The sequence below is a fragment of the Collimonas antrihumi genome, assembly GCF_018304965.1.
Lineage (GTDB): Bacteria > Pseudomonadota > Gammaproteobacteria > Burkholderiales > Burkholderiaceae_D > Collimonas > Collimonas antrihumi.
In genome coordinates this window covers 1-11,663 of record NZ_JAGQED010000048.1, presented here as the reverse complement: position 1 = coordinate 11,663, position 11,663 = coordinate 1, and the positions used below count along the sequence as shown (strand labels likewise).

The following is an 11,663-nucleotide window of genomic DNA, read 5'->3' as shown; positions in this document are numbered from 1 at the left end:
CAACCGCAAAAGCTGCCGACAGCCGCCTGGATCAACCCGCCATTCACGGAGAAAAAAGCTGCCTGATACCGAGATTTAGACTCTCACCGATTTAACCAAGGTGTTTCAAATTCATTGACACGTTCCGCAAACAGCAAAACGCCAGAAACTGGCGGCAATAATCGCCATAACATTGGTTGCGAAAAAGAACCAGAACGGTTCGAAAGGAAAATGATTAAGCCGACGGTATATGGGAAAAAGGGCTACTTCTGTAGCGGCAGATGTGCCCCCGATGAATAGGCGGAGGAATTCGCCTAAATGAAATTGGTATCCGGCCCAACATATGGCAACGTACATAACCAACGCGTTAACAACTACTGCAACAGTAGTTGCCATCAATACAGTGGAGCTAAACGGAGTTAAGTCTGCTGCGCGAATCTCTCGCGCCTGAAAAAAACGGTGGAAAACAAAGCCCGGTGATAGAAATAGAAATAATAAAACCGCTGGAAACGCGATGTTCAAGGCCTAGCCCTGAGCAGGAACAAGTTTCGCCATGAATTTGTGTTTGTTACCACGTTCGTCCGCAACTTTGATTTCTTGCACTTGGTTTAGCTTTGCTGTTGCAATAAAAACACGCAACGCTTTAGCTCCAACCGGATCTTTCTGAAGTACACGAACTTTGTCTGTCATTGCCACTTTCATAACACTCTCCTCGCATCTCTCTTGCAGAGTACATTGCAGCACACAAGCCTACAAGTGGGATGGGCACTCAAAAACGTAAGTTAAATCGCGTCATCAATTCATAACGGCTTAATACCCTTCGACGGTCAACACCTACTCATTACTGATATCAGTAAGATCTTGCGTTCCGGCACCACTAATACCGGAACCTTGCTGCAAAACCGCCATTATTCATCAAAGTTTGCTGTTGTTATCCGTGTACTACCTATGGCATCAACCCACATTTGGTATACCATTGCCGACCCCTTTTTTATTTTTGAGGTCTGTGCATGTCAAATGCTTGCGGCGTGGATTTCGGCACGTCTAATTCCACAGTTGGCTGGAGCAGGCCCGGACAGAATGCCTTGCTGCCGCTGGAAGACGGTAAAGTCACTTTGCCGTCGGTGGTCTTCTTTAACGCCGAGGACGATGCTTTCAGTTTCGGCCGGGCCGCTCTGAGCGGCTATCTGGCCGGTTACGAGGGGCGGTTGATGCGTTCGCTGAAGAGCTTGCTCGGCTCCAGCCTGATCGATGCCCAGACCGAGGTTGGCGGCCGCGCGCTGCCGTTCCGCGCCCTGTTGACCCACTTCATCTCGGAACTGAAAATACGCTCCGAACAAGCCGCCGGCAGGGAATTTGATAGCGTAGTGCTGGGCCGTCCGGTGTTTTTCGTGGACGACAATCCAACCGCCGACCAACGCGCTGAAGACACGCTGGCGGAAATCGCCCGCTCGGTCGGTTTCCAGCACGTCGCCTTCCAGTACGAGCCTATCGCTGCCGCCTTCGACTATGAATCCACCGTAGAGCGCGAGGAACTGGTGCTGATTGCCGATATCGGCGGTGGTACTTCCGACTTTTCGCTGGTGCGCTTGTCGCCACAGCGCGCCGGCAACAGCGAGCGGCGCGACGATATCCTGGCTACCGGCGGCGTCCACATCGGCGGCACCGATTTCGATAAATACCTGAGCTTGTCCAGCGTGATGCCGATGCTGGGGCTGGGTAGCCGCCTGGTTAACAACAGCGAAGTCCCGTCCAGCTATTACTTCAACCTGGCCACCTGGCACACCATCAACCAGATTTATACCCGCAAAGCCTGGCTGCAACTGAAAGACGTGCAGCGTGAAACCGTCGAACGCGAAAAATTCGGCCGCCTGCTGGATCTGGTCGAACAACGCGCGGGACACTGGCTGGCGTTGCAGGTGGAACAAGGTAAGATCGGCTTGTCCGATGCCGAAACCGTGCAACTTAGCCTGGACCGCATCGCGCCGAATCAGGCTTTGAGCCTGACGCGGCAGCAATTCAACGCCAGCATCGGGCATCTGGTGGGTACGGTGGAAGACACCGTCGGCAATCTGCTGCGCGACGCGGGTGTCACGCCGGCACAAGTCGATACGGTATTCTTTACCGGTGGCTCCAGCGGCGTGCAACTGTTGCGTCACAAGATTGCTGCGCTGGTGCCTTCGGCTAAAGCGGTTGAAGGCGACTTGTTCGGCAGCATCGGCGCCGGCCTGGCGCTGGATGCGGTACGCAAGTTCGGTTGATTTTCAAGACCTTTTTCAAGACCTGCTACTCGATCGTTTTATCAACGCTATCGGTGTTATCGGCTTTATCGGTCTTGCCGCCGCGTTTGCGAAAACCGGCGATCTCCGACAACCGCATGCCCTCCGGAATCGCCAGGCGTTTGGCGTGGCCTATCCGTTGTGCGTGATAGATGCCGGTGTGGCCGGAGAACAGATAGCTGACGACACAGGCAATACCGGCCAGCACGCCAATCTCCGGCCCGAATAATTCAATCGCCATGACGGTCGATGCGATCGGCGTATTGGCGGCGCCGGCGAATACCGCAACGAATCCCAGCCCGGCCAATACCGGGATCGGCATCGACAGCAATTGCGCCAGGGCGTTACCCAAGGTGGCGCCGATATAGAACAACGGCGTCACCTCGCCACCCTTGAAACCGGACGCCAGAGTCACTACCGTGAAAACGATTTTGCCGGCAAAGTCGTATACCGGCAGCGGCTTCTCGAAGGCTTCTACGATCGTCGGAATCCCTAGTCCCAGATATTTATCCGTGCCCGGCAACAAGGCCAGCAACAATACCGCGACACCGCCGACAAACGGCCGCAACGGCGGGAATTTGATGCCGCGCTTGATCAGGCGCGACAGGCCGTGGGTCGCTTGCGCGAACACCATGCCAACCACACCGAACACGATGCCGGCTACCAGCGTCGCGGCAAAGATGCCGATACTGAAATGCGGCACGAATGGAATCGCATAATGGGTATGGTGAACGCCGAGCAAACCCGGGATCTGGTCGCTGATGATGGCGGCGATGAAACAGGGCAGGATAGCGTCGTAGCGCAGGCGGCCGATGGCCAGTACTTCCAACCCGAAGATGGCGCCGGCCAGCGGCGTCCCGAACACTGACGCAAAACCGGCGCTGATACCGGCCATCAGCAGGATGCGGCGCTCGTCCGCTCCCAGGCGGGTGATGCGCGTAATCAAATCGGCCAGGGCGCCGCCCATCTGCACCGCAGTACCCTCACGGCCGGCAGAACCACCGAACAGATGAGTAATCACGGTGCCCAATAAAATCAGCGGCGCCATGCGCTTCGGCACGATGCGCTGAGGATCGTGGATCTCGTCGATCAGCAGGTTGTTGCCACCCTCGACCGATTTACCCAGCAGGTGATAAATCAAGCCAACTGCAAAACCCGCCAATGGCAACAGCCACAATAACCAGCGATGAGCATTGCGCGTATCCGTGGCCCACTCCAGCGACAGCAGCAAAACTGCCGACGCCAGCCCGGCCAAGGCGCCGACCACGGATGCCAGTATCAGCCAACGCGCCAGGTACGCCAGCATCAAAAGCTGTTCGGGGTATTTTATTTTTTTCATCGTTCAGGCCAGATCGAAAGTAGTCAGTTTTGATAACGCATCCAGCCACCAGCTGAGGGCCGGCCCGACCTCGCGATCCGGTCGATATACACACTGCATAGGCATCGCCGCGCCCTGCGGTGGCTGGCCGGCGGTTTGGATACGCACCAGCCGGCCGCTCGCCAGATCGTCAGCTACCACGTGCTGCGGCATATAACCCCAGCCCAAGCCTGCCCGCAGCAGGGCGTGCTTGGTACCCAGATCACTCATGCGCCAGGACAGGGAGGAATGCACCGCAAAATCCTGATTGGCGGTGAGCGCGCTGCGATCGCTCAGCACCAGTTGCACCTGCTGCTCCAGCACATGGCCCGGGATGCGGCCGCTGAACTGCGCCAGTGCATGGTTTGGCGATACTACCCCGACCAGCAGTATCGTCGGCAAACTGACATGCAGCAAATTGGGGGGAATGATGGGCAAGGTGCCGATGACGCCCAGCATCGCCTCGCCATCGATCACGCGCTCGGCGACTGAACCTAGCGCTTCGATCTCCAGGCGCACCGTGACGCCGGGAAACGCCAGCCTGAAATCGCCTAGCAACACCACCAGCGCCGTGGTCGGGAAAAAAACATCCAGCGCCAGGGTGATCTCCAGTTCCTGCCCTTGCGCATAGGCGGCGGCGCGCGCCTGCAGTGCATCGACCTGGTCCAGTACCTGGCGCGCGTCGCGCAACAGCTCGATGCCGGCAGCAGTGAGTCGCGGTCGATAGCTGCTGCGATCGAACAAGGGCAAACCAAGCTGGCTTTCCAACGTGCTGATCGCATAGCTGACCGCCGATTGCGCCCGCGTCAACGCCTTTGACGCGGCCAGGAAACTGCCGCTATCGGCGACCTGGGCGAACACGCGCAATTGATCCAGCGACAGGCGTTCGATATTCATGGTCACTCAAGACTATCTGATTATTAGATATAGATTATCGCAAGATAATCAATATCCTGCCAGACATAAGAGGATTAAGATGGCCTTGTTCGCTGTAGTCAGGACGCGATGATCAGTTGATGCGACACGTTGAAAGCGAATGCTCACTTACACCAAAACCCTTTTATAGATTGGATCCATCATGCAAAGTTCGCCAACACTGTATCGCATCGGCCGGGTTCTGCTGGCTTCCTTGTTCCTCATTTCCGGCATCTTGAAGATCACCGCTTTTTCCGGCGTAGTCGGTTATATGAGCAGCATTGGCATACCGTTTGCGACCTTCGCCGTGCTTCTTACCATCGTGGTTGAAGTCGGTGGCGGACTAGCGATCATGACCGGCTGGAATGCACGTCCGGCGGCAATCATCGTGGCGCTGTTCACGGCTGGCGCAACCCTGGCCGCACACCGTTTCTGGGAAGCCGATCCGGCCCATATGCAAAATCAGTTGAATAACTTTCTGAAAAACGTCTCGATCATCGGTGCGTTGCTGATGTTGGCGGCGGCCACTCCCGAGCCGAAAAAATAAGCGCAATCCGGGCATCAACCTCGGCATCGAATCAAGCATCAAATCGTCAAGCCATCAAGGAACGGAGAATTTCATGAGTAAGCCAGTTTTCAATCGCCAACTCGAACGCCTGGTCGCCGGCATTGCGACCCAGGACGGCGCAGGCGTGAGCCTGGTAAGGGTTCTGACACACGACCTGCAGCACCGTCTCGATCCGTTCCTGATGCTTGACAACTTCCATTCGGACAAGCCGGAAGATTACCTCGCAGGCTTCCCCGACCATCCGCACCGTGGTTTCGAAACCGTCACCTACATGCTGGCCGGCCGCATGCGCCATCGCGACAATGCCGGTAACGAAGGCCTGCTGCAGGCCGGCGGCGTGCAGTGGATGACGGCCGGCAGCGGCCTGGTGCACTCGGAATTGCCGGAGCAGGAAGACGGTTTGATGAGCGGTTTCCAACTGTGGCTCAACCTGGCCTCGGGCGACAAGATGATCGCTCCCAGCTACCGCGATCTGCAGGCAGATGAAATCCCGCAAGTGTCGCCGCAGCCTGGCGTCAAGGTGAAAGTGATTGCCGGTTCGGCTTTCGGCACCACGGGCGCCGTGCAAAGGTCGCACACCGAGCCGTTGTACCTGGATCTGCAGCTGGAAGACGGCCAACAGCTGGATTTGCCGATACCGGCGAGCCACAATGCGTTCCTGTATGTATTCGAAGGCGAATTGCGCATCGGTGAAGATGGCCGTAGCGCGCCGGCAGGCCGCATGGCGATCCTGAGCAATACCGCCGATGCTGCCGGCGTCAGCGTGCAAGCGCAGGGCAATAGCCGCTTCCTGCTGATTGCGGGCCGTCCGTTGAATGAACCGATTGCGCAGTGGGGACCATTCGTGATGAACACCCGCGAGCAGGTGGAACAGGCGATGCGGGATTTCCAGGATGGGAAGTTCTAAGGTTCCGTCAGGAAAAAAGGGGCGAATGTCGAATTCGCCCCTTTTCATTGTTATCCTTGTCAGACCTTTCTTCAGTCCGTTCGGCCATGACACTTAAGCTTTTCTGGCAAGACCCCTATCGCACGACGCTTGACACCAAAGTCGTCGCAGTCGACAACGACCGTATCCGCCTCGCGGAAACCATTTTCTTTGCCTTCTCCGGCGGCCAGGAGAGCGACTCCGGCACCGTGGCGGGCCACCTCGTGCTGTCCGCTGAAAAAGATGGCCTGGATATCGTCTATACATTGGCTCCCGGGCATGGCCTGCAAGTCGGCAGCGAAGTCGAGATCGTGATCGACTGGGAACGCCGCTATCGCCTGATGCGGCTCCACTTCGCCGCCGAAATGGTCCTGCAACTGGTCTACCAGCTACGCCCGGGCATTGAGCGCATCGGCGCCCATATTTCGGCCGACAAGGCACGCATCGATTTTGCCGATGAAAGCAATATTGCCGTGCTGTTCCCTCAGATAGAAACCGAAGCAGCCGCCCTGCTGAGCGCAGACCTGCCTATCGTCACCGCCTTCACTGACGAAGCGGCACAACGACGTTATTGGGAAGTCGCAGGATTTGCCAGGATGGCTTGCGGCGGCACCCATCCGCGTTCGACCGCAGAAATCGGCGGCCTCAAACTGAAACGCAAGAACACTGGCAAGGGCAAGGAGCGCATCGAGATTAGCTTGAACCCAGCCGCTATTTCGCTTCCATCGATAACGCCAGCGTCTCCTTGATCTCCTCCATCACCACATAGCTCTTGGACTGCGCGGCGCCGGGCAGTTGCAGCAGCATGTCGCCCAACAGTTTTCGATACTCTGCCATCTCGCGGATGCGGGCTTTGATCAGGTAATCGAAATCGCCGGACACCAAATGGCATTCCAGCACTTCCGGGATACGCAGCACCTCGCGCCGGAACTGTTCGAAGGCATGCGCGGATTTCTGATTCAGCGTGATCTCGACGAACACCAGCAACTTGGCGCCCACCGCCGCCGGGTTGATGCGGGCGTAGTAGCCGTCGATGACACCGTCGCGCTCCATCCGTTTGACGCGCTCGATACAGGGAGTGATCGACAAACCCACTTGCTCACCCAGATCCTTCATCGACATCCGGCCGTCTTGTTGCAACAAGCGCAGAATATGGCGGTCCAGCTTGTCCAAGGCGCGGCTCGATTCTTTATATATTCTCATATCCCAAATTCACTCATATTTTCAGTGCTTAATCCTGAATACATCAATTTATACAGTAACAAATGCTACCAAATAGCCATTAGCATAGCGCTTATTCCTGTAAATCAACAACAATTCATCAACACGCGATTTCTTATCCGATTTTCTATCTTTTGCTGGCCGGATTTTCAGAGCAAGCAGTAAGATAAAGATAAGAGTTAGCGTCATGGAGATTCAAGATGCGAGTGCTTATCCTTGGCAGCGGTGTAGTCGGCGTTACCAGTGCTTATTATCTGGCGCGTGCCGGTCACGAGGTAACGGTCATCGATCGCCTGCCGGGGCCGGCGCAAGACACCAGCTTTGCCAACGCCGGCCAGATCTCCCCTGGTTATGCCTCACCCTGGGCGGCGCCGGGCATCCCGCTGAAAGCGCTGAAATGGATGTTGCAGGAACACGCGCCACTCTCGATTACGCCCGACGGCACTTTGTTCCAGCTGCGCTGGATGTGGCAAATGCTGCGCAACTGCAGTTCGGCCCGCTATGCTGTCAACAAAGAGCGCATGGTGCGCCTGGCCGAATACAGCCGCGACTGCTTCAAAGTCCTGCGTGCCGACACCGGTATCGCCTACGAAGGCCGCCAACTCGGCACCATGCAGGTGTTCCGCAGCCAGCAGCAACTGGACGATGCCGCCAAGGATATCCAGGTGCTGCAGGAGACCGGCGTACCGTTCGAATTGCTGACGCCGGACCAGCTGGCGCTGGCGGAACCGGCGCTGGACGCGGTCAAGCACAAGCTGAGCGGCGCCCTGCGCCTGCCCAACGATGAGACCGGCGACTGCCAGATGTTCACTACGCGGCTGGCAAAAATGGCCGAAGAACTCGGTGTGCGCTTCCGCTACAACCTGCAGATCGATGCGCTGACCCTGGCCAATGGCGAAATCGCCGGCGTCCAATGCGGCCCTGAACATCTGCAAGCCGACCGCTACGTGGTGGCGCTGGGCGCCTATTCGACCGGCTTCCTCGGTTCCTTGCTGGATATTCCGGTGTATCCGCTCAAGGGCTACTCGATCACGGTCCCGATTGTCGATGCCGAAGCAGCGCCGGTCTCGACCATCCTCGACGAAACCTACAAGATCGCCATCACCCGTTTCGACGACCGCATCCGGGTCGGCGGCATGGCTGAGATCGTCGGCTTCAACAAGACACTCAAGCCGAAACGCCGCGCCACGCTGGAGATGGTGGTCAACGACTTGTTCCCGGGCGCCGGCAACACTGCCGCCGCCAGTTTCTGGACCGGCTTGCGGCCGATGACGCCGGACGGCACGCCGATCGTCGGCGCTACGCATATCCGCAATCTGTTCCTCAATACCGGTCACGGCACGCTCGGCTGGACCATGTCTTGCGGCTCCGCGCAATTGCTGTCGGATCTGATTTCCGGCAAACGGCCTGCGATTGCCTCGGATGACCTCGCGGTTGGCCGCTACAGCAAGCACAGCGTCCAAGCGGCGCATCCCGCTTACGCCTGAACCAGTACAGGTCAGCACCGGCGGCAGCACATACCACGTTTTTTGAACGGCACACATCATGCATCCACAAGCAGCACACGCAGGCGCGATACTGACGGTCGACCTCAACGCACTGCGCAGCAACTACCGTTTGCTGCGCGAGCAAGCGGGATCAGCCTTCTGCGGCGCAGCCGTCAAAGCCGATGCCTACGGACTGGGCGCAGAGCGGGTGGGACCGGCGCTGGCGGCGGAAGGTTGCCGGCATTTCTTTGTTGCGCATCTGGACGAAGGTATCGCGCTGCGTCCACATCTGCCGGCAACCGCGCAGGTGTTTGTACTGCATGGCCCGCCGGTCGGAACCGAACAGGAATTCATCGCCCACGGACTGACTCCGGTGCTCAACAGCCTGCAACAAATCCAGGGCTGGCACGCGCTGGCGCAATCGCTGCAACGCCCGCTGCCGGCGATCATCCAGGTCGACAGCGGCATGTCGCGGATGGGATTGCCGGCGGCTGAAGCCGATGCCTGGCTGGCCAACCCGCACTACCTGCAGAGCATCCCGCCGCTATTCCTGATGAGCCATCTGGCTTGCGCCGAGCATCAAGGCCATCCAATGAACGAAAGCCAGCTGGCGCGTTTCAAAACGCTGCGCCAGCGTCTGCCGCAGGTACCTGCCAGCCTGGCCAATTCTTCCGGGATTTTCCTGGGCCGCGATTACCAGTTCGACCTGGTCCGGCCCGGCGCCGCGCTGTACGGCATCGCACCGGTTGCCGGCGCCGCCAATCCGCTGCAGCCGGTGGTTGCGCTGCACGGGCGTATCCTGCAGACCAGAACCATCGAGCGCGGCGACCATGTAGGGTACGGCATCAGCTATAGCGCCACCGCGCAACGGCAGATCGCAACCGTCGGCGTCGGTTACGCCGATGGCTGGCTGCGTAGCATGAGCAATCGCGGCGTGGTATTCGTCGACGATAAAGCAGTGCCGATGGTGGGCACGGTCTCGATGGATTCGATCACCATCGACGTCACCGGCATCGCAGCCGAGCGTCTGCAGGCCGGCGCGCTGGTCGAGCTGATCGGGCCGCACCGTCCGGTGGACGAAGTAGCGAAATTAGCGGGCACTATCGGCTATGAAATACTGACAGGCCTGGGACAACGCTACTATCGGGAATATATCGGAAACCTGTAGGGTGGGCACTAATGCCCACGCGGATATCGCGGCAATAACCTGATGATCGAGATAGTTGTTTCTGCGTGGGCAAAAAAGCTTGCCCACGCTACGTTTTCCCATTCGTGGCGCCAAAGTCGTAGAATCAATTACTTCTACATTTCAACTGCGATACGCCATGTCTAAAACAAAGTTATCCGATCAGCTGACCAGCTGGATCGACAGCCACTTTGACGAAGAAGTCGGATTCTTGCAAAAGATCGTCCGCATTCCCACCGACACGCCGCCTGGCAACAATGCGCCGCACGCCGACGTGGTAGCCGAACTGATCACCGCCTGGGGCTGGCAAGCCGAGAAGCATCCGGTGCCGGCCGCCACAGTCAAAGAATACGGCATGGAAAGCATCACCAACCTGATCGTCCGCCGCCAATATGCCGGCCCCGGCCTGACGCTGGCGCTGAATGCGCATGGTGACGTGGTACCTCCCGGCGAGGGCTGGACCAAGCAACCGTATGGCGGCGAAATAGAAAACGGCCGCATCTACGGCCGCGCCACCACCGTATCCAAAGGCGATTTCGCCACATACATTTTTGCCGTACGCGCGCTGGAAGCACTCGGCGTGCCGCTCAAAGGCGCGCTGGAACTGCACTTCACCTACGACGAAGAATTCGGTGGTTTGCTAGGACCAGCGTGGCTGCTGGAAAACCAGCTGACCAAACCCGATCTGGTCATCGGCCCTGGCTTCAGCTACAACGTCGTCACCGCGCACAACGCCTGCCTGCAGTTTGAAGTAACGGTGCATGGCAAAGCAACCCACGGCTCGATGCCAGAAACCGGCCACGATGCATTGCAAGCCGCAACCAAGGTTCTGCAAGCGATCTACGCCAAACTCCCCGACCTCAAAAAAATCACCTCGGCGATTCCCGGCATCACCCATCCGACCATGATCGTCGGCCGCATCGACGGCGGCACCAACACCAATGTGGTGCCGGGCAAAGTAGTCCTGAAGATGGACCGCCGCATGATCCCGGAAGAAGATCCGGCAACTGTCGAAGCAGAAGTACGCGCGATGATAGAAGCTGCGGTAGCCGGCTTGCCAGGCATCCGCGTCGACATCAAGCGCCTGTTGCTGGCACGCGCCCTGCGCCCCTTGCCAGGCCACGAAAAACTGCTGGCCAGCATACAAAAAAATGCACGAACCATCCTCGGCGAAGCCATCCCAGCCAACGGTTCAGCGCTATACACCGACGCCCGTCTGTATGGCGAACACGGCATTCCGGTTGTACTATACGGCGCCGGTCCGCGCACCTTGATGGAATCCAACGCCAAGCAAGCTGACGAAAATCTGGCGCTGGATGATTTGCGCATGGCGACTAAGGTGGTTGCGCTGACTTTGCTGGATTTTTTAGCGGAGTAATTTCAACATAACCAACTAACAAACAACAAGGCTGTTGCGGTTGTTTTTGACGCGGCTTTTGACGTGCCTTCCGCATTGGGACGCTGCCAAATGTGGCGCGTGTCAGTCGGGAATTGTGGGGGAACATGTTTGAGCGCAGCGAGTTGGTTTCCCCACCCGACTGGCACGGGACATATTTGGGGACCTGACCGAAGGGAAGGCAGTGGCTTTGCGGTCGCCTTCTTTTTGGTTACTTTTTCTTGGCGAAGCAAGAAAAAGTGACTAGCTGCCGGGCTACCCCCATACGCGCTAACCAAAATTCTGATTGCGGGATAACATTGCGAAATTAAAATGAATCTCGCAAAAGATAATGGTCGCCGAAGAGTACA

12 protein-coding genes are annotated in these 11,663 nt (G+C 57.8%); 7 read left to right on the top strand and 5 right to left on the bottom strand.

Annotated features, from left to right (window positions below):
* Window positions 1–111: 111 nt before the first annotated feature.
* Both KHU29_RS21710 and KHU29_RS21705 read right to left on the bottom strand, forming a co-directional pair.
* Window positions 112–501 (bottom strand): hypothetical protein, encoded by a 390-nt coding sequence (locus tag KHU29_RS21710; RefSeq protein WP_211455415.1) that lies wholly within the window; start codon window positions 499–501, stop codon window positions 112–114.
* 3 nt (window positions 502–504) lie between these two features.
* Window positions 505–681: a hypothetical protein gene (locus tag KHU29_RS21705; protein ID WP_211455414.1), complete on the bottom strand. Its 177-nt coding sequence runs from the start codon at window positions 679–681 to the stop codon at window positions 505–507.
* A 308-nt stretch (window positions 682–989) separates the two neighbouring features.
* Between KHU29_RS21705 and KHU29_RS21700 the strand changes: the two genes are divergently transcribed.
* Window positions 990–2,240 carry an Hsp70 family protein gene (locus KHU29_RS21700; protein WP_211455413.1) on the top strand — a complete coding sequence of 417 codons (1,251 nt, stop codon included), beginning with the start codon at window positions 990–992 and terminating at the stop codon, window positions 2,238–2,240.
* Between the two features lie 25 nt (window positions 2,241–2,265).
* On the opposite strand, the gene KHU29_RS21695 is transcribed toward KHU29_RS21700, so the two are convergent.
* Complete coding sequence (locus KHU29_RS21695; protein WP_211455412.1) at window positions 2,266–3,597, bottom strand: voltage-gated chloride channel family protein; 1,332 nt, start codon at window positions 3,595–3,597, stop codon at window positions 2,266–2,268.
* A 3-nt stretch (window positions 3,598–3,600) separates the two neighbouring features.
* A complete protein-coding gene (locus tag KHU29_RS21690) occupies window positions 3,601–4,512 on the bottom strand; it encodes a LysR family transcriptional regulator (protein WP_211455411.1) in 912 nt (303 codons plus the stop codon).
* Between the two features lie 181 nt (window positions 4,513–4,693).
* On the opposite strand from KHU29_RS21690, the gene KHU29_RS21685 reads away from it, so the two are divergent.
* From KHU29_RS21685 to KHU29_RS21675, 3 genes are all read left to right on the top strand, one after another.
* On the top strand, window positions 4,694–5,077 hold the full coding sequence (locus KHU29_RS21685) for a DoxX family protein (RefSeq protein ID WP_211455410.1): 384 nt from the start codon (window positions 4,694–4,696) through the stop codon (window positions 5,075–5,077).
* A gap of 73 nt (window positions 5,078–5,150) precedes the next feature.
* Window positions 5,151–6,005 (top strand): pirin family protein, encoded by an 855-nt coding sequence (locus tag KHU29_RS21680; RefSeq protein ID WP_211455409.1) that lies wholly within the window; start codon window positions 5,151–5,153, stop codon window positions 6,003–6,005.
* Window positions 6,006–6,091: 86 nt separating this feature from the next.
* Window positions 6,092–6,772: an alanyl-tRNA editing protein gene (locus KHU29_RS21675; RefSeq protein WP_211455408.1), complete on the top strand. Its 681-nt coding sequence runs from the start codon at window positions 6,092–6,094 to the stop codon at window positions 6,770–6,772.
* Here the strand turns inward: KHU29_RS21675 and KHU29_RS21670 are convergent.
* Complete coding sequence (locus KHU29_RS21670; protein WP_211455407.1) at window positions 6,735–7,226, bottom strand: Lrp/AsnC ligand binding domain-containing protein; 492 nt, start codon at window positions 7,224–7,226, stop codon at window positions 6,735–6,737. The two genes, KHU29_RS21675 and KHU29_RS21670, sit on opposite strands and share 38 nt — an antisense overlap.
* Before the next feature lie 218 nt (window positions 7,227–7,444).
* Between KHU29_RS21670 and KHU29_RS21665 the strand changes: the two genes are divergently transcribed.
* The 3 genes from KHU29_RS21665 to KHU29_RS21655 all read left to right on the top strand — a co-directional run bounded on the left by KHU29_RS21665 (window position 7,445) and on the right by KHU29_RS21655 (window position 11,295).
* On the top strand, window positions 7,445–8,731 hold the full coding sequence (locus tag KHU29_RS21665; protein ID WP_211455406.1) for a D-amino acid dehydrogenase: 1,287 nt from the start codon (window positions 7,445–7,447) through the stop codon (window positions 8,729–8,731).
* A 58-nt stretch (window positions 8,732–8,789) separates the two neighbouring features.
* The gene (alr, locus tag KHU29_RS21660) at window positions 8,790–9,899 is read left to right on the top strand and encodes an alanine racemase (protein ID WP_211455405.1); all 1,110 of its coding nucleotides are present in this window, start codon (window positions 8,790–8,792) and stop codon (window positions 9,897–9,899) included.
* A gap of 157 nt (window positions 9,900–10,056) precedes the next feature.
* Complete coding sequence (locus tag KHU29_RS21655) at window positions 10,057–11,295, top strand: M20/M25/M40 family metallo-hydrolase (RefSeq protein ID WP_211455404.1); 1,239 nt, start codon at window positions 10,057–10,059, stop codon at window positions 11,293–11,295.
* The last annotated feature ends 368 nt before the right edge of the window (window positions 11,296–11,663 follow it).